Below are 19,088 nucleotides of genomic sequence, written 5' to 3' on the forward strand. Positions count from 1 at the left end.
CTGGTGGAACGCTCAGGATGAAGCTTCATTGTCAGTCGGCCGGTTTTTGACCAGAATTTCTTTGGCCGCCCGAATGCCCTGGTAAAAAGCTTCCTCAAAAATCGAAATGCCGCTCAGGTCGGAATGCGCAAAAAATAGTTTATTGTGGAAGGGAAGGGCCGCTTTCCGGCGCGATTCACTCCCGATAAAACCGGGGGTCGGGGCAATCATTCCGTGTCCCCAGACCCAGCAGCTCACGTCTGAAATATAGGCCGCAATACCCGGATGAACCGGCTCCAGTTCCGCCAGAATTTGCGCCAGCCATTCATCGTAGGATGTCTGGTAGGCTTTCCGACGGGCGAGGTCGGGCGGGTCCTGCACCAGCGGCCAATACAGGGTAATGACCTTCGGATCAGTCGCTTCCAGGCGCTGGTGCGTTGCCGTCACATAACCGACCGACCTCGCCCCGTACATGACATTATCCCAGCAAAGGGGCAGCCCCCGGTTTTGGGGCAGTCCGCTCACCGTCAGGTTCGCCACGAGCCAGGGCGCATACTGAAACTCCGCACCGTTTCGGTCGGGTACGGTTTTGAGCAGCCGACGCGTCACAAACTGCGGGGTTGCCAGCAATACCTGCCGGGCCTGAATCGCAATGGTTTCCTTTTTCCGGGAATCATAGGCCAAAACCCGTACCCCGGCTTCAGTTTCTTCACACCTGAAAATCAGCCCATTCGACCGAACCGGCGATTCCGCCTGTTGTTTCAACTGATTGATGAGAAACCCGTTCCCTTCCGGCCAGGTCAGCACCGAATTCGGTTCGGCATTGGACGCCACGCCTTTCCGGGCGGCAAAATAGTGCAGGCCCGCCCAGGCCGAGGTGTTCGCAAGGGTCGTGCCGTAATCATCTTTACAGGCGTATTCGAGGTACCAGCGCAGATAGGGCGACGTAAACTGGTGCTCGGTCAGGAACGCATCAAACGAAACCGCATCCCACCGCCGGAACGTTTCGTCGTTCGATGACCCATCGAGCGGAATCGCAAACGCATCCCGGCCATCCGCCCCCCTGGCTGCTTTCAGTTCCTCGATCCATTTAAAAAACCGGGTAATCTGTGCTTCGTCGGCTTCCGGCACCCCAACGCGCGGCACCAGCCCTTCCTGCCAATGGCCGTGAATAAACAGACGTTCTTCGGGGTCATGGCACAGGTAATACTCGTTGTAGATGGGTAAACCGGCTTCGTCAAAACCGGTAATGGCCTGGCATTCCTGCAGAAAATCAAGCAGTTCCCAGTTCCGCCGATCGGGAATAGGCAGGTAATGGGCACCCCAGGGAAAAGCCGATACGGCATTCTGGCCACTGACCGCGTTCCCGCCCAGCTGATCCTCCATTTCGACCAGCAGCACATCCCGCAGGCCGTTTTGCCAGAGCCACCGCCGGGCCGATAAACCGGCCACTCCTCCCCCGACGATCAGTACCCCGGTTTCGAGCGTTTGGGTCGGCGGTGGCAACTGCTCCGGATGCCGCAGCAAATGACCGATCTGGTGACTGGCTCCCAGCATCCCGCCCTTGATGTGCGAAACGGCCGGTTTGGGCTGGCAGCCCAGCAAACCGGCCGTCCCCGTCAGTAAAACCGCCATGCCCAATCCGGCAGCCTGTTCGAGAAACTGCCGCCGACCCGGTGAGTCGGGTTCGTCAGTGAGTGTAGGGTGTCCAGTCATCTTCAAAATATTGGACCAAAACCTGATTGTTCAACTTGTTGATGCCGGTCGGCACTTCGGCCATGTCGGGCGGAAAATGCAGCATGTCGCGAATGGTCCGGGCGCTGGTAAACCGCAAACCGGCCGGTAAGGCCCCATCGCCCCGCCAATGGCTGTTTTTCAGGGCGAGCACGAAGCCCCATTCCCCAAACGACGGCACATAGGCGTGGTACGGAATGGTCTGAAAACCGCTCGCCTGCAGCGTATGGCGAACGCACCAGAATGATTGGCGGGCGATATAGGGCGAGGTGGATTGAATCACCGCCATACCGCCCGGCTGGAGCAGGTGATGCAGTTGCTGGTAAAAAGCCGTACTGTACAATTTGCCGATGGAATAATTCGACGGGTCCGGAAAATCGACCACAACCAGATCGTAACGCGTTGTATCCTGCCGAACAAACTGGTAGGCATCGGTATTGATAATCCGGACTTTGGGCGACAACAGCGCCCGATCGTTCAAGGTAATCAGCCTTTCATCCTGACGAAACAGGTCCGTCATTCCCGGATCCAGATCGACCAGCGTAATGGTCTGAATCTGTGGATATTTCAAAATCTCCCGAACCGCCATGCCGTCGCCCCCACCTAGCACGAGCACCCGGTATGCCCGCGGGAGTGCCTGCAAAGCCGGATGCACCAGCGCTTCGTGGTACCGGTATTCATCCGCCGAGCTAAACTGAAGGTTACCGTTCAGGTAGAGCCGCAACTCCCGGTTGTTGGCCGTCAGCACGATGCGCTGGTAGGCAGTGCTTTTGCTGTAAATAACCTTGTCCTGAAACGCCAGATTTTCGGTGTAGCTCATAATCTGTTCGGCATACACAAACCCGCCCAGCAGCAGCAGGGAAGAAAGTAAAATGGCCGTCAGGAGCGACCGCCGGTACGGTCTGGTTTCGGCAAACTGATGCAGCAGAAAACCGGCGACTCCGGTATTGAGTAACCCAAAAAACAACGACGTCCGGATCAGTCCGAGGTACGGTACCAGCACCAGCGGAAAAATCAGCGACGCCAGCAGCGCACCGATGTAATCAAACGTAAAAACACGGGAAACCAGGTCTTTGAAGCTGAGCTGGTTTTCCAGAATCCGCATCAGCAGCGGAATTTCAAGGCCGACCAGCAGGCCGGTCAGGCTCACGAAGGTGTACAGCATCAACCGGAAGGAGGCCGCGTATTCGAAGAGTACAAACAGTACCGGGGCACTGGCACCACCGACCATACCCACCAGAATCTCGATGCGAATAAACCACCGCAACAGGTCGCCGTCCAGGTATTTGGACAACCACGACCCAATGCCCATCGAGAAAAGGTAAACCCCGATGATGGTTGAAAACTGGGTTACGGAATCGCCCAGGAGGTAACTGGCCAGGGTTCCCGCCACGAGTTCGTAAATCAGTCCGCAGGTCGCAATTACAAACACCGACAGCAGCAAAAGCAAATGATGGTGTCGGTTGGGCCGGTCACTCATGAATTGCCGAACTGATGATGATCGCGACCGCAATCATGAACGCGGCCGCCAGAATGGCCAGCGCCACATTTTCTTCATCGACGATCTTTTTCCAGAGGTTTTCGGGGGCAACCTTCTCAATAATGACAAAGCTGATCACCAGAATCAGTATTCCCACCAGCGAATACACGACGGAAGGCACAAGGTACTTCAGGGTAGACAGGTCCATGTAAATTGAATTTATTTGTGGAAAAACCGGCTGGAACGGCCGTAATGCCGCCCGCCCGAACCTTGCTTGTACGTTTCGAGTTTATCGACACTTTCCAGATCGTCGCCCAGCAGTCGGGTGCCGGTCATGGAGGCCCAGACAAAACCGGCCAGCAGCAAGCCCCCTGCCAGCACAATGTATTTGATACCACTGATTTTCTCCCACATAGAAACCTGCTTTACCCCATCCCCCGGTTTTCCATCCGCCCGCGCAAAATACTAAATTCCTGCGCTTTACCGAATAATACGCACCTCTTTCGGCCCCGATACCGCCGACTGAATGGTGCCGTTCGCAAGTCTGGTGTGTTTGACTTTCACGACACCGTAGGGAGTCGGGAAGGTTCCTTCGGCAAAGCTCAGATCCTCGAGGTGGGGTTCAATTTTGATCGCCCGACAGCCCGGTTCCACCACTTTGATTCCTAAAACATGCTCGGTCAGCCAGGGGGTCGGGCCGGATGCCCAGCCGTGCGCCAGGCTGTGCCGGAAACCGACATAGCAATACGCTCCGCAATCGCCGTGAATGTCTTTTTTGCCATCCGGCACCAGTTCATCGATTCGTCCGGCGTTTTTAACCCAGTCGAGGTTGAAGTCTTCCCAGAAGGTGGTAGCCCCCAGGTCGAGCATCCCGCCCCAGAATTGCCGGATATTAGCCAGCGCCCCCTTGTAATCGCCCGCTTTGGCCTGCGCCTGGAGCATGTAATAGCCGTAAAACGTGGAGAAATTTGCGGCCCCGTTCACGGCCAGCACATCCCGGTTGGCTTTTTCGGCGGGCATCAAACCGCTGAGCGCCAGCAAAGCCGCCCCCTGTTTGGAGTGATTCGGATCGGGCACATACTTTTTTAGCCGGGCCACGGCTTCGTCGCATTTCCGGGCCGTAGCCGGGTCTTTCAAAATCCCGCTCAGTTCTCCCGCAGCCTCCAGCGACCACACCAGCATCGACTGCAACCCGGCGTGAATGCCCTTCGGATTCTCACTCGAAGGCCAGTCCAGAAACCGGGTACCGTCCAGCTTTTCGCTGTTTTTATCGTCAATTTTCTGAATCAGTAAATCCACCAGTTTGACCAGATACGGTTGTTGCTGTTTCAGATAATCCAGCTGACCGTGGTTCCGGTACCAGTCTTTCTGAATCAGAATCCACCACATCGAGTAGGTGCTGATGCCATTCATCCAGCCGGGCAGCGGAGTAATGTCGCGGGCCAGATCGAGGCTTTTCGGCACGACTTCATTATACCCAAAAACCGCATTGATGGTCGCCACTTCGGGGTGCATGTCACCCACCCACACCAGCCGGTCGCGCTTGATACCGTCCCAGAGGTAATCCTGCATGTTGAGGTGGACCGTATACGCGCCGGTCGCCCAGATTTTGTTCAGCCGTTCATCGCTACTCCGGAACGAACCGACGTACGGAATATCCCGAAAAACAAAGATAGCCCTCAACTCCTTCAGCAGCAGTTCCGTATCGCCATCGACCAGATCGATGCGGACGAAGCGAAAACCGGTGTTGCCGATTTCGAGTTTACCCAGCCAGGGTACCTGCACGGTCAGGTCGCGGATCGCGTGGTCGTTGGTCGCATTCTGTTTGGGTTCAATATCCGCCATCGCTTCGCTGGCCGACTCGCCGAACCGAATCCGCACCGTAATCGGTTTGCTCTCCTTCCACTGGCCCGTCACGATTTGTAAACCGCCGTGAAGTTCGCGCCCGAAATCGAGCAACAAAGCCGGTTTTCCGTTCGCGTCGCTTTTCAGCGAACACATATCTTTACCGGACAGATCGGCCTGGCCGTTGCCAACTTTCAACAGCCGGTCGGCGTTGCGGATGGTGCCGGTTTGCCAGAGAATTTTGACGGGCGACAAAAACCGCCGAACCGTGGCTTCCGACTGGGCTTCGCGGGCGCGGCTGCTTTCAAAAATCGGCGGCAGTTGCGCCCGGCTGGTGGCAACGAACGTCAAGAAAAGACTAAGGGTCAGGAAGTAATATTTTTTCATGGCTGGCACAGGGCGGTTTTAGGAAATCAGTCCGTACGCAATTAATTCCGCCTTCAACTGGTCGGGATTTTGAAAATGAATCCCACGGATCCCCAATTCTTCGGCGGCTTTGATGTTTCGAAGGTTATCGTCGATGAACAGGGCTTCCTCCGGTTTTACCGCGTACCGGTTCAGCAGGGTTTTGTAAAACGAAGGAAATGGTTTGCGGTCTTTTTCGGCCCCCGAAACCACAATGCCGTCGAACCACGACAGAAACGCATACCGCTCCTCGGCAATCGGAAACGTTTCGGCCGACCAGTTGGTCAGGGCGTACAATTTATAGTTTCCGCTTTCCTTGAGCTGGGTCAGCAATGCGACGGTGCCCGAAATCTCACCGCCGAGCATTTCCGCCCAGCGCCCGTAAAAATGCCGGATGTTTTCTTCGTGTTCCGGAAATTGCTCGATCAGGAGTTGGGTGCCTTCCGCCAGCGATCGCCCGCCATCCTGTTCCTCATTCCAGGCCGGGGTGCAAACCGTCGTCAGAAAATGATGCCTTTCGTCTTCCGTAAAAATCGTTGAATACAAATAATTCGGGTTCCAGTCGATCAGGACGGCCCCCAGATCAAAAATGATAGTGTTAATCATGGGTATGAATCAATTCGCAGTTGTTCGTTCAAATAAGCCCCAATAACTTAAAAAATATCGATTTAACCTTCCGGTACTCTCGCCATTGCCCGAACGATCCTCCTTAAACCACTTCTTTTAAGCCAGCAAGATTTTTGCAACATTGTTGCATTTATGGTTTTTTGATTAGTTTTGCGATGGCCTTTGGCAACCGGAAGTTTTTCCAACGTCGCTGTTCGGCCTTCCCTTTTACAAATCATAGATCCTATGGCTTCACCTACCTCCTTCGATGTCATTGTCATTGGCGGGAGTTACGCCGGACTCAGTGCCGCCCTGGTGCTGGGCCGCTCGCTCCGCACGGTTTTGGTTCTCGACAACGGCCAGCCGGCCAACCAGCAAACACCCCATTCCCATAGTTTTCTGACCCGCGACGGCGAAACCCCCGCAACGCTATCGGCCATAGCCCGCCAGCAGGCCCTTGCCTACCCCAGCGTTCAGCTTCGGGAGGCAACGGCCACTACCGCCCAACGCACCGAAGGCGGTTTTTCGGTTACCATTGAAACCGGCGAAATTTTCAACGCCCGCCGACTGGTGCTGGCCACCGGTTTAAAAGATCTCCTGCCTCCCCTACCCGGTTTTGCCGACTGCTGGGGCATTTCGGTGCTCCACTGTCCGTTCTGCCACGGCTTCGAGGTGAAGGACAAAACCGTTGGGGTGCTGGCCAACGGGGATACCGGTTTTGAAATGGCGAAACTGATCCGCCACTGGAACCCCGGCCTTTGCCTGTATACCAACGGGCCTTCGACCCTCTCGGCATTCCAAACCGCAGAACTGCAACGCCATGGCCTTTCGATCCAGGAAACGCCGGTTATTGCCCTCCAGCACCAAAACGGCAGGTTACAGGCGCTCCGGCTGGCCGATGGCTCAACGGTTCCACTCGATGCGCTGTACGCCCGCCCGGCGCTCCGGCAGGCGTCCAACCTGGCCGAACAATTAGGCTGTCGGCTGGACGAAAACGGCCTGGTTATCGTAAAAGAAATGGGAAAAACCACCGTCGAGGGCGTTTATGCGGCCGGAGATACCCACTCGATGATGCGGCAGGTGGCGGTTGCAGCCGCCAGCGGACTCCGGGCCGCAGCCAGCATCCAGAAAGAGCTGATCGATGACGATTTTTAGGCGTGTTCTTACCAGACAAAAGCAGTTTCCGGGGGCTGCTTTTGTCTGGCAACTCGATTCAGGGCGGCTCAGTCCAGCAGTTTCACCTGTTTCGCTTTGGTCGGCAGCCAGACCTGCATCGGGCTTTTTCCCCGGTTAGCCCAGACATAATACGGAATGGCCGTGACGGTTTTGTTCTCGGTCACGACGCTGGAACCATCCGCCGACGGCCCCACCACCGGCACACTGGCCTGAATCGCCACCACCGGTTCGGTCAGTACCTGATAGGATTGGGTGGTAAACCGGGTTTGGTCCGGCACCAGCAGATTCCAGGCCTGACCGTTGTTATCCGCTCCTTCGACGCAGTACACCAGCGGTCCACGCTGAATAGCCACCCGATCGTTGGCAGCAACAAGTTCTTTTTTCGCCACCACGCGCTTCACCTCCATCGGCAGATTCAGTTCTACCATATCACCTTTCTGCCAGGTCCGGTTAATCACGACATAGCCATTTTCCTGTTGATAATCCACCGGTTTTCCATTCAACAGCACCGAAATGGCGGTTTTACTTTCTTCGGCAAACCGGTACAAATCCCCCGGAACGGGAACATTGCTCACCCAGCCTGGGATCCGCAGATGCAGGGCGTAGGGTGTTTTTTTCGCCGGACTCACCGTCAATCGAACGCGGCCCTCCCAGGGATAATTGGTTTCCATCGAAACCGGCACTTCGGTTTTACCGATTTTCACCTTCGTGTTACTGCCAATGTACAGATTCACCCACAGGCCCGAATCGTTTTTGCCGTAAATGTAATCCCCCAGCGAAGCCACCAGACGGGCGATATTCGAAGGACAACAGGCCGTTCCAAACCATTCGCTCCGCGCGTTATTACCGCTCGACGCCAGCGGGTTTCCGTAAAAAAACCGGTCTCCGCTCAAACTCAGACCGTCCAGCGCGCCGTTGTACAGGCTGCGTTCCAGCACATCCATGTATTTGGCTTCGCCGGTGAGCAGGTTCATCCGCTGGTTCCAGAAAACCATTCCGACCGACGCGCAGGTTTCGCAATAGGCGGTTTCGTTCGGCAAATCGTAATCCACCGAAAAGCCTTCGTTCCTACCCGACGACCCGATACCGCCGGTGATGTACATATTCCGGTAGACCACATCCTCCCAGACGGTTTTCATCGCGTTCATATAACCCGCATCGTTGGTGGTCGCGGCCACATCGGCGGCTCCGGTATAGAGGTACATCGCCCGCACGGCGTGTCCGGTAATTTCTTTCTGCTCTTTGACCGGTTCACTGTCCTGACAATAGGCCGGGTTTTTCCATTGATCCCAGATTACGCCTTTGCCAAAACCGCGTCCGCGCTGGTCCAGAAACCAGTCGGCGAGCTTCAGATACCGGTCGTTCCGGGTTAGATGATAAAGTTTCATCAACGCCAGTTCGATCTCCTGGTGTCCGCTGACCCAGTGGCGGTTAGCCTGCCGGAAGGTCGCGTCGATGTGGTCGGCAAACCGGATGGCCACCTCCAGCAGTTTCCGCTTACCCGTCGTGTTGTAATAGGCCACGGCCGCTTCGATCAGGTGACCGGCGCAATAGTCTTCGTGCTTTTCCATGTCGGTCCAGCGTTTGTCCAGGCCGACGAGCGTGTAATACGTGTTCAGGTACCCATCCGGTTGCTGGGCGGCCGCAATCTTGTCGATCCATTCGTCGGCTTTCTTTTCCAGCTCCGCATCGGGGCGGTTTTTCAGCGAATACGCAATGGCTTCGAGGGCTTTATAGACATCGCTATCGTCGTAATAAATTCCCTCGTGTTTCTCGTTCCGACCGCGGCCCACTTTCTCAAAATTGCGGATCCGGCCGGTTTTTTCTTCCGTTTGCCGGATGCAGGCCTGTAACGTCGCCGTGGCTACTTTATCGAGTTTCGGTCGCCAGAAATGATCGGTGATATCGACCTGCGCAAAACTGACGGGTTCAAACCGCCGGACCGGAATCTGGGCCGGGGCGCTTAGGGTGACGATTTCGGCTAAAGCCGTAATAAAAAGGGGAAGTCGTAGGTGCATCAGATTCCAGGAAGGTTTAGGATACCGCAAAAATAGGGAAAGCCTGACAAATGGCGCGATTTTGTGGTATGTGACCTCACAATCTTACACCTAGGCAGGCTTTCAACTACGAACCGGGCTGCCGGTGCGTTTCCAAGGGCCAAAACGCATCGGCAAATCTCGTCAGGGAGCACCGCTCCGGGCTATCTCCAAAGAACGGCGTTTACAAACAGGTGGTTATCCGTAGCAATACGGCCAACCTCGCCCAACTTTCCAGGTAATAGGGGGACAATGCGATCCCACTCCTGATCGGTAATTTCATAGTGTCGCATCCAACAAAATTGCGAAAACAACCTAACGTTATCTAATTGTCAACACGGCCTAGCATTACAAACCATTTTTATAAATAAATTACTACATAATGGAAGACTTAACTACCTTATTAGCTGTGGTTTTCATTTGCCTTGCCTTTTTTAATCTATAAGAGGGCATCGATAAAAAGACGATTAGATAGCCTTTATGTCCCGTTCTGGCACAGTTTCCACTTCACGGAGCTCGCGACGTAGCTCGGATTCGTAATGATCGGCTTCGGTTAATAATTTCGGCAATACCGGCGGTAATGATGCGTGACGAACTAATTACCATCCCACTTAAACCAGCGGCCAGAGCAAACGAACGGTGAGCCCATCAGCCATCCCAATGACGATGTCGGAAATGAAATCTGAACTGTGCAGGTGTTCTTCCGGGTGGTTGCATGATCCGAATCAATCTGGTCAATCATCTTCGTTGTTATTTAGTTTTGCGAGTAAACTATAGGCACCCGCCAAAACCACCGGGGTTTGCGTTGGATGGACATCCGAAGGCATAGTAATGGCTACAAACCCCTTTTCCCGCACACCCGTTTTTACTTCAACCTGGCGAAACTGATAAGTCACCGAATCCCTCCGGTTTTTTTCAAGCACGTATACGTAAGAATGCCCGCCTAAACTGACTACCGCCGATTCGGGTAGCGCCGGTAAGGGCTGGGTTTGGATATCTATAAGGGCCGATATATAGCCTCCGGGAATAAAATCGGATGAGTACTTATCCGGATGAGCCAGCACGGAAACCGTACGATCTGCCGAAAGGGATTTACCAATTAAGAAAATGGAACCCCGGTGGACCAGTGAAGCATTCCCCCCAACCCCGAAACGGACGGTTTGACCAGTATGAATCCGGTTAAGGTCTTTCTCAAAAATATGCAATTGAATGTGCAGGTGATCGACATTTGTAATTTCAACCACTTCGTCAGCCGGGTTAATAAAGCGTCCGTTGTTGACCGGAATATTGGTAACAAAACCAGAAATCGGTGAGGGAATAGCCACCGTCCGGGTAAGGTGTTCAGGATTGATTTTCGCCGGATCGATCCGCAGCATCGCCAGCCGCTGGCCCATTCCCGCCAGTTGAGCCTGCAGGCTTTGACGGTTCGACCGGATTTGCTGGAAAACCTTCAGCGCATTGACGTTATCGCGGCTCAGTTCCTGCTGCCGGGTATATTCCAGATCGGCGTACTCCAGTTTGGCTCTGGTATCCAGAAAGTCCTGCTGAAGCTGAATATAGTCGGGATTTTCCAGCACCACCAATGTCTGGCCTTTCCGAACGCGCATACCCGGTTCCAGGTTGATCTGCCGGATGTACCCGCCAAATGGTATCGACACGGACACCACGTTCTGGGCCGGAACGTCGATTGTCCCGTTTACTTTCAGCGTGGCACTGAGCGTTCGGAGAACGGGTTGTCCGAGTTTGATGCCTGCCACCTCATATTGATCCTGCGTCAGCGACACCCGGACTGGCCCGGTCTGGCCCGAATCTCCCACCGTTTCGGTTAACGAAGACGTTAAGCGCTGCTCAACAGGGGCAGTTTCGTCTTGGCTCCCGCCCGACCCGCAACCCGAGAAAGCGACCAGGATAGCCAGAAGAAAAAATGGAACACAATGATTAGTAGTTGATTGTGTTTTGTTTGATTTAAATATTGTTTGCATGATCAGGGATTACCGAGCAGGTAGTTGATGGATAAAACCGATTGATTGTACAGATGGAGCAGATCGAGGTAGTTGGAGCGGATAGTGAGTGCCTGCTGGAGTGCCAGCGAAAACTCCAGGTAGCCAATGTCACCGCCACTGAAGGCCCGCCGGGCGTTGGCCTGAATCCGTTCGGCCTGTGGCAGTCCGTTTTCTTCGTAATAGGACAATGTAGCCCGGTATTGTTCGTATAACTGCACTGCCTGCCGGATTTGCTGATCGAGGGAAAACCGCTGATTTTGCAGGTCGGCCTGAGCGAGTTGTTCTCCGATCCGGGCGGCATTGATCCGGGCTTTTTGTGCCTGACCCAGCAAGGGAAGTGATACGCCAATTTGTCCGCCGTAAAACCGGTGACCAGCCCCAAAATACAACTCCTGTCCGTTGATCAACTGATTTCCGACGAGCGTCTGGCTAAACAGCCCCACCTGAAACTCCGGTTTGAGCCGCGCTTGTTCGACGCGACGCATTTGTTCGGCCACCCGAATCTGTTGCTGAAGCTGCCTCAAAAGCGGATTTCGCGCCAACGCCAGGCTATCCGACACCACCGTCAGCATGAGTTTCGGCAACGGCTCCGGGCTAACGTCGAACGGTTGTGAGCGATACAGCAAGATTTGCAGCCGGGTTCGGCTGGCCATCAGGCTGGCTTCGTTCTGGGCCAGCCGAACCTGCTGGTCGGCCCGCTGGCTTTCGGCGGTCGCTTTTTCCAGGCTGCCCGTCTCGCCGGTTTTGAACCGAAGACTGACGGCTTTCACAAATTCCGCCAGAACCGTGTCCTGCTGTTGAAATAACCGGCTTTTCTGATACAGGTAATTAACCTCATAATAAGTCGATTTAACCTGATAGGTCACTTCGTGGCGAGTCACCGTTACCCCTGCTTCCCGCATCCGGACAGTTTGGTCATTGAGTTCGGCCAGGCGGCTCATCAGCACCGGATTTGGAATAGACTGCGTCACGGTCAGGTTGTTATCGAACCGGCGGCTGTTGTACTGGCCCAACAGCGCCGTCGCCGAAAACCGTCCGGCATCGTAAGCTGTTCGTCGCAGCGCCTGTTGCTGAGTGACATTTAATCCGGCAATCTGCACCTGGGCGTTGCTGCTGTTGGCCAGTTGCAACGCCTGCTCCAGAGTCATTCTGATCGCCGGTTTCGGTTGCGCCCAGCCGGTCGATGCCAACAGAAACAGAATACTGGTGATAGTGGCGACAGCGGTTTTAGGATTACCCGGTTTCTGAGCCGCTTCTTTCGCTACGGCTTTCTTTTCCGACAGGGAATAGAGAATGGGTAAAATAATCAGCGTCAGCAGGGTGGCCGTCAACAAGCCGCCGATGACGACGGTGGCCAGCGGTTTCTGGACCTCGGCTCCGGCGGAGTTGGAAATCGCCATTGGAATGAAACCGAACGAAGCCACCAGCGCCGTCATGATTACCGGACGCAGCCGGACTTCCGCGCCCTTCCGGATAATTTCGGTTAGATCGGTCAGCCCGTCTTCGTGACGCAGCCGGTTGAATTCCGCAATCAGGACAATCCCGTTGAGCACGGCCACCCCGAACAGCGCAATGAAACCCACACCCGCCGAAATACTGAATGGCATGCCGCGCAGCAACAAGGCAAACACGCCCCCGATAGCCGCCATTGGAATCGCCATAAATATCAGTAAACTTTGCCGAACGGAGCCGAACGTAAAAAACAGCAGGGCGAAAATCAGCCCGAGCGCAATCGGAACGGCAATGAGCAGGCGCTGTTTGGCATCGACCAGGTTCTGAAACTGCCCGCCATACGTGATGGAATAACCGGGTGGAAATTTGATCCGTTGCCCGATTTTTTGCTGCAATTCCGTGACGATACTTTCCACATCGCGCCCCCGAACGTTGAAACCCAGCGTGATCCGCCGGCGGGTGTTGTCGCGCTGGATCTGATTGGGTGCCTGTTCTATGCTCACCTGCGCAATCTGGCTAAGCGGTATTTGCTGCCCGGTGGGCGTAGTTACATATACATTCCGCACATCATCCACACTTTGCCGCTTATCGGCCGCCAGCCGGACCACCAGATCGAACCGTTGTTCACCTTCAAAAACCAAACCAGCCGACTGTCCGGCAAAAGCGGTGTTGATCACCCGGTTGACATCACTTACGCTCAGACCGAATTTGGCGATCTGCGCCCGGTCAAGCTGGATCAGAATCTGGGACAAACCACCCACCTGCTCCACGTACAGGTCTTTTGCGCCATCGATGGTGCCAATCAACCCAATGACCTCATGGGCGAGTCTGGTCAACTGCCCCAGATCTTCTCCGTAAATTTTCAGGGCCACATCCTGGCGCGCCCCGGTCATCAGTTCGTTAAACCGCATCTGAACCGGTTGCTGAAAGCCGAAGGTGACGCCCGGAATGACCGACAGGGCTTTGGCCATTTTTTCGGCCAGTTCGTCGCGGGTGGTGGCCGACGTCCACTGGTCACGCGGTTTGAGAATCACCATCTGATCGGCGGCTTCGATCGCCATCGGGTCGGTCGGAATTTCGCCGGAACCAATCTTGGCCACCACCTGCTCGACTTCAGGGAACTGCCTGAGCAGAATCCGTTCGGCTTTCAGCGTGGCCTCGACGGTTTCGGACAGCGAACTTCCCGTCAAGGTCCTGGTATCGACGGCAAAATCACCTTCGTCGAGTTGCGGAATAAATTCACCCCCCATCCGGCTAAAAAGAAAAAGCGCCACGCCCAGCACGGAAACGGCTCCAACCAGAATCACCAGCCGGTGTTTCAGGGCCGTCAGCAGAATCGGTTCATAAAACCGCTGAATCCGGTTCATGATCTTGTCCGAAAACGTTTTCCGGTGAACAATTTTCTTGTCCAGTACCAGCGCCGAAATCATCGGAACATACGTCAGCGACAGAATGAAAGCCCCCAGAATGGCAAAGGCCACCGTCAGGGCCATTGGTCGGAACATCTTGCCTTCGATGCCCGACAGGGCCAGAATCGGCAGGTAGACGATCAGAATAATGATTTCGCCAAAAGCTGCCGACGAACGGATGCGCCCCGCTGACTGGAAAACTTCCTCGTCCATTTCGGTCTGGGTCAGCGTTTTGTCTTTGTTTCGAAGCGTAATGTGGTGCAACGTTGCTTCCACAATAATAACGGCACCGTCCACAATCAGCCCGAAATCGATGGCCCCCAGGCTCATCAGGTTGCCCGAAACACCAAAGAGGTTCATCATGGCAATGGCAAACAGCAGCGCGAGCGGAATGACCGATGCCACGACGAAACCCGCCCGGAAGTTGCCCAGCATCAATACCAGCACAAAAATAACGATGGTAGCTCCTTCGAGCAGGTTGCGTTCGACCGTTCCAATGGCACTGTTGACCATTTTGGTGCGATCCAGAAACGGCACGATCTGCACCCCTTCGGGCAGGGTTTTCTGAATGTCGGCGATCTTTTCTTTCACCCGTTTAATTACCGCCGACGAGTTTTCGCCTTTAATCATCATCACGACCGCCCCCACGGTTTCGCCTTCGCCGTTGCGGGTCACCGCGCCATACCGCACCGCCGACCCGATGTTCACCTGCGCTACATCCCGAATCCGGACGGGTAAGTTCTCCGCATTCTGCCGGACAATGATTTCCGCAATGTCGTTGGTCGAGCGAATCAGGCCGTCGGAACGGATGAAATACGCATTCGGTTTTTTGTCGATGTAAGCTCCGCCCGTATTCTGGTTATTCTTTTCCAGCGCCGTGAAAACATCGGTGATGGTGATGCCCATGCTGCGAAGTCGATCCGGATCGATTTCGATTTCGTACTGCTTCAGCAAGCCCCCAAAACCGCTGATGTCGGCCACGCCGGGAGTTCCCAGCAGTCCACGCCGGATGGTCCAATCCTGAATCGTACGCAGGTCGGTGAGTGAGTAGCGGTTTTCGTACCCTTTTCTGGCTAAAACCGTGTACTGGAAAATTTCGCCCAGGCCCGTGGTGACCGGAGCCATGACGGGCATGCCCACACCGGGCGGTATTTCACCGGTTACATTTTGCAAGCGTTCGGCAATCTGCTGGCGGGCCCAGTAGACGTCGGTGGCGTCGGTAAAAACGACGGTAACAATCGATAAACCGAAACGCGAGAAAGACCGCAATTCGGTGATTCCCGGAATATTGGACAAACTGACCTCGATCGGAAACGTCACCAGCCGCTCAATGTCTTCGGCGGCCAGTGACGGGCTACTGGTGATGACCTGCACCTGATTGTTGGTAATGTCCGGTACCGCATCGATCGGCAGTTGGGTTACCGACCAGGCTCCCCACCCCACCAGGGCCAGGGTGAACAGGCCGATAACGAGCTTGTTGTGAATGGAAAAATGAATGATGGCATTGAGCATAGTGCCTTCAGAGATAGGTGGTTGATTGGAAAAATCACGAAACCGATTGGGTCGAACGTAACCCGGAGATGCACAGGAGCTATACGCCCTCGCTCGTGCTTCCTGGCGATGACGAATGAGCATGAAGCGCATGAACGGAAGGACTGGTGGACCAGCGCGTTTTATAAGGGCACACTCCGCCCGGGGGCGAAGGCAATTAAGCTCGGGGCGGGTTGATCAGGGCGAAAACCGCCAGAAAAGAATACAAATCGGCCTTGCGGAAGAAAACCGCCGTGGCCTTAATCAGCACCTGACAGAACGCAGGAGCCGACAGCCAGATGGTGTTGGGAGTAAAAACCGGGACAGAATGGCCGACGGATGGCAAATTCTGGTGACTGTGGTTGGGGTGTTTCTGGTGTTCAGAATCGGCCCCATAATGCATCTTGATGAAGTCGATGAAACTCAGACCGGTTTCCGCTTTCCGGTGTTGCTGGTAGTGTTGCATCAGGTCGCCCCAGTGAGACGACTGGTCGAGGCTGAAGCCGGGGAGTAGACTTCCTACTAACATCCAGCACGCCAGCACAAAGGCAACAAATGGTTTCATGATCGATCTCCTGATGCCCGAACAACAAAGCTGACGGACAAAAGTTTCTTCCGTGAAGCCATTTGCTGCAATTTGGAAGTAATCTAATACCAGCTACAAATAAAGCTGATAAGCAACCTGTTTAACTAGTTCAGCTTATTGATTTACCGGGAAGGATTTTTGGTAGGCCAATGAAAATTTAACGAGAAACGACTCGTCAGTTGGCACCATCATCAGCGCAGGCCGCTCGGGCGTAGGTAGCGTTAATGGCGGGCACTGTGTCCCGGGCAATCGAATTCACCACTGCGGAGCGGCACTTTCTTTTGCCCTTCGTGGCTGCACAGACCGTGACGGCAACCTACCCGTTGGTGGTGTTGGCGACCCCAACGTTCCTGGTGACAATGTAACCCCCGACCGTTTTTAGCATGACATTGACGTGCTGGTCAGGTCGACTGTGACGGCACTAGTGAGTGGAGCGGGGGTTATATCGGAACTTTTGCTACAGGATGTCAGCGTTTGGCCTGTGTTTTCTGTTTAATGCAGGCGTATAGATCACAATACAAGTGGGCTGGAAAGGTGATGGTAAAGCACGGACTTTTTTGCTAAAACAGCCAAAAAAGTCCGTTTGCTACACAAAAAAAAGAGAAATGGTCATTTGAGTAGAGTTTTTGTCCGATTCGGTAGAGTCGAATGGTAAATAAAACCGGAGTTTTGGACCAGTCAATGAGTGGGTCGTCCGAATCATATTGTTTGGCCTATCTGTGCTGGAGATCACAGCGCAAGCTAAGACAGACCAATAAAGGCAAAAGGATTTTGGGCTGCTCACAGCTGACATTTTGTTTCCGTTTTTTACAAACTCAAGAATGCCTATGCTCTCTTTTTTACCAGTAAGAATACCATCTGTGCGTTTATTCACGCCTTTACTCTATCGGGAGTTGAGTTACTGCCTGGAACACGCTACCCGAAGCAAGGCCAGTCAATCCGAATTTCCCGGCATCATTTACCAGTAATTCTTAAAGTAATCACCGATGTAATCCGATTTACCAGAGCAACGACCGGAACTTTCACATAGTAAAGATTCGGTCGGCACTCCCAATTCGATTCACCTTCCCCTTCTTTAACCATATGATGTACAGGTACTTATCAAGGTGCGTGCGGCTGATGCTGTGCCTGCTCCTGAGCGGAGCAGGTTGGAGCCAAAGTGTCGATCTTGCCGATCTAAAAAAAGTAAAGCTATCCGGCGGCCTTTCTGTCAATACGCTTTATAACTCCTACAATCCGACAGGAGCCGCTCCGTTAAGCTATTTCGTATCCGGCAATCTGAGCCTTCAGGCGCTGGGTACTGTCATACCCGTTACCCTCACGTATTCCAGCCGAAAGTTCACCTACAGTCAGCCATTTTCGTACAATCAGATCGGTATCCATCCCACTTATAAGTGGGCAACGGCGCATTTGGGCATGTCGAACATGACATTTTCGCCTTATTCGCTAAACGGCCATCAGTTCAGTGGAGTAGGCTTCGATCTGGTTCCTGGCAAATGGAAAATTAGTACGATGTATGGGCGACTCATCAAAGCGCAGAAAGCCGCCAATGCCACGCCCGCAGCCTTTCAACGTACTGGAATGGGTTTACAGGCAAGCTGGCAGAATGAAAAATTTCGGGCTGGAGTTACTACGTTCTACGCCAGCGACAATCCAAACTCCGTTTCGATACCAGTGCGCCCAGATTCCACCGCGCCTTTTGAACAGCCAACTCCGCTATCGAACATGGTTATTGGTGCCAATTTCGGGACAAATCTGTTCAACTTTTTACAGTTCGATGTGGAGTACACGAATAGTGTTCTGGAACGTAACCGAACAATTTCCGAGAAAGGTACAGCTAATTCACCAGCGGCTTTTCTGTGGCGTCCGAATGCCACCGCCGAGTCGTACCACGCTGTCAAAAGCACGCTGAACGCGAATTTGAAACGTACGAATACAATTATTGGTGTGGGCTACGAGCGTGTTGATCCAAACTACCTGACATTGGGGGGCTATTTCTTTACCAATGACTTTGAGAACGTAACGCTGAATTTTACCCAGCCTTTCTGGGCCGGAAAAATAAGTACGAGCGGGTCGATCGGTGTTCAGTGGGACGACCTCAAAAACGTCAAATCTAGTGCACAGCGCCGACTGGTAGGCAACCTGAACGTAATAGCTACGCCTATACCACGTCTGAATCTGAGCTTCAACTATTCCAGCTTTCAAGCCTATACCTTTATTCGAAACTCCATTCAGAATATAACCCGCCTATCGCCACTCGAGCAGCTCGATACATTGAATTTCACCCAAATTACGCAGAACGTAGGACTCAATGCCATTTATCAACTAAAAAATACAGAAACCGTCATGCAGAATATTATGGTAAACGGTTCGGTAATGGGGGCGGTAAACAAGCAGGGCGATCTGATACGTCGGGGGCAGTTGTCACAAGTGTACAATGGCACAGTAACCTATTCTTACGGACTTCCCCGCCAATTTCTGACCATGTCAACGGGGCTGAACGTAATGGATAGCTACATAAGCCGTAACACATTCAGGTCGATCGGGCCAACGGTGGGACTCAACAAGGGATTCTTTAAAAATACCCTAACCGGTGCATTGACGGCCTCGTACCTGTTTGCTACCGCCCAGCTTTCGAAAAATCATATAACCAATACCCGACTGACAGTGAGTTATATCGCTCAGGAACGACACAATTTTACGTTCATGCTAGCCAACGTATTACAGTCGGGCAGCAGTACATCACCTGATCTCGGTTCGTCGGCCTCTACCGGTAATTTCACCACAGCAACTCTCGGCTATACTACTCGCTTTTAACGGTTTTTCCACTCAACCGGCCAGACCGGA

The 19,088-nt window shown here is 53.8% G+C and carries 12 protein-coding genes and 1 pseudogene; 2 read left to right on the top strand and 11 right to left on the bottom strand.

Annotation, left to right across the window (positions count from 1 at the left end; translation table 11 throughout):
• Positions 1-12: 12 nt before the first annotated feature.
• The 6 genes from ACFPMF_RS04635 to ACFPMF_RS04660 all read right to left on the bottom strand — a co-directional run bounded on the left by ACFPMF_RS04635 (position 13) and on the right by ACFPMF_RS04660 (position 6,049).
• Entirely contained in the window at positions 13-1,695 is a 1,683-nt protein-coding gene (locus ACFPMF_RS04635) for an FAD-dependent oxidoreductase (protein ID WP_379841600.1), read from the bottom strand.
• Positions 1,670-3,193 carry a polyamine aminopropyltransferase gene (locus ACFPMF_RS04640; RefSeq protein ID WP_379841602.1) on the bottom strand — a complete coding sequence of 508 codons (1,524 nt, stop codon included), beginning with the start codon at positions 3,191-3,193 and terminating at the stop codon, positions 1,670-1,672. The genes ACFPMF_RS04635 and ACFPMF_RS04640 overlap by 26 nt, the downstream gene beginning before the upstream one ends.
• Positions 3,186-3,401: a DUF350 domain-containing protein gene (locus tag ACFPMF_RS04645; RefSeq protein ID WP_379841604.1), complete on the bottom strand. Its 216-nt coding sequence runs from the start codon at positions 3,399-3,401 to the stop codon at positions 3,186-3,188. The genes ACFPMF_RS04640 and ACFPMF_RS04645 overlap by 8 nt, the downstream gene beginning before the upstream one ends.
• Before the next feature lie 11 nt (positions 3,402-3,412).
• Complete coding sequence (locus ACFPMF_RS04650) at positions 3,413-3,607, bottom strand: hypothetical protein (RefSeq protein ID WP_379841606.1); 195 nt, start codon at positions 3,605-3,607, stop codon at positions 3,413-3,415.
• A 66-nt stretch (positions 3,608-3,673) separates the two neighbouring features.
• Positions 3,674-5,425 (bottom strand): alpha-L-rhamnosidase-related protein, encoded by a 1,752-nt coding sequence (locus tag ACFPMF_RS04655; protein ID WP_379841608.1) that lies wholly within the window; start codon positions 5,423-5,425, stop codon positions 3,674-3,676.
• Positions 5,426-5,443: 18 nt separating this feature from the next.
• Complete coding sequence (locus tag ACFPMF_RS04660; RefSeq protein WP_379841610.1) at positions 5,444-6,049, bottom strand: HAD family hydrolase; 606 nt, start codon at positions 6,047-6,049, stop codon at positions 5,444-5,446.
• 246 nt (positions 6,050-6,295) lie between these two features.
• Here ACFPMF_RS04660 and ACFPMF_RS04665 point away from each other — a divergent pair, with 246 nt between their 5' ends.
• The gene (locus ACFPMF_RS04665) at positions 6,296-7,204 is read left to right on the top strand and encodes an NAD(P)/FAD-dependent oxidoreductase (RefSeq protein WP_379841612.1); all 909 of its coding nucleotides are present in this window, start codon (positions 6,296-6,298) and stop codon (positions 7,202-7,204) included.
• A 68-nt stretch (positions 7,205-7,272) separates the two neighbouring features.
• Here the strand turns inward: ACFPMF_RS04665 and ACFPMF_RS04670 are convergent, their stop codons facing one another.
• The 5 genes and pseudogenes from ACFPMF_RS04670 to ACFPMF_RS04690 form a co-directional block, all read right to left on the bottom strand.
• Positions 7,273-9,243 carry a glycoside hydrolase family 127 protein gene (locus ACFPMF_RS04670; RefSeq protein WP_379841614.1) on the bottom strand — a complete coding sequence of 657 codons (1,971 nt, stop codon included), beginning with the start codon at positions 9,241-9,243 and terminating at the stop codon, positions 7,273-7,275.
• Positions 9,244-9,743: 500 nt separating this feature from the next.
• Positions 9,744-9,956: pseudogene (locus ACFPMF_RS04675) on the bottom strand (VIT1/CCC1 transporter family protein); the annotation flags it as partial.
• A gap of 39 nt (positions 9,957-9,995) precedes the next feature.
• Positions 9,996-11,078, bottom strand: a complete 1,083-nt coding sequence (locus ACFPMF_RS04680; protein WP_379841616.1) for an efflux RND transporter periplasmic adaptor subunit — start codon at positions 11,076-11,078, stop codon at positions 9,996-9,998.
• 167 nt (positions 11,079-11,245) lie between these two features.
• Positions 11,246-15,637, bottom strand: a complete 4,392-nt coding sequence (locus ACFPMF_RS04685) for a CusA/CzcA family heavy metal efflux RND transporter (protein ID WP_379841618.1) — start codon at positions 15,635-15,637, stop codon at positions 11,246-11,248.
• A gap of 196 nt (positions 15,638-15,833) precedes the next feature.
• Positions 15,834-16,220, bottom strand: a complete 387-nt coding sequence (locus ACFPMF_RS04690) for a hypothetical protein (protein WP_379841620.1) — start codon at positions 16,218-16,220, stop codon at positions 15,834-15,836.
• Between the two features lie 1,104 nt (positions 16,221-17,324).
• On the opposite strand from ACFPMF_RS04690, the gene ACFPMF_RS04695 reads away from it, so the two are divergent.
• Complete coding sequence (locus tag ACFPMF_RS04695) at positions 17,325-19,058, top strand: hypothetical protein (RefSeq protein ID WP_379841622.1); 1,734 nt, start codon at positions 17,325-17,327, stop codon at positions 19,056-19,058.
• The last annotated feature ends 30 nt before the right edge of the window (positions 19,059-19,088 follow it).

Origin of the sequence: Larkinella bovis (genome assembly GCF_042655385.1) — a bacterium.
GTDB lineage: Bacteria > Bacteroidota > Bacteroidia > Cytophagales > Spirosomataceae > Larkinella > Larkinella bovis.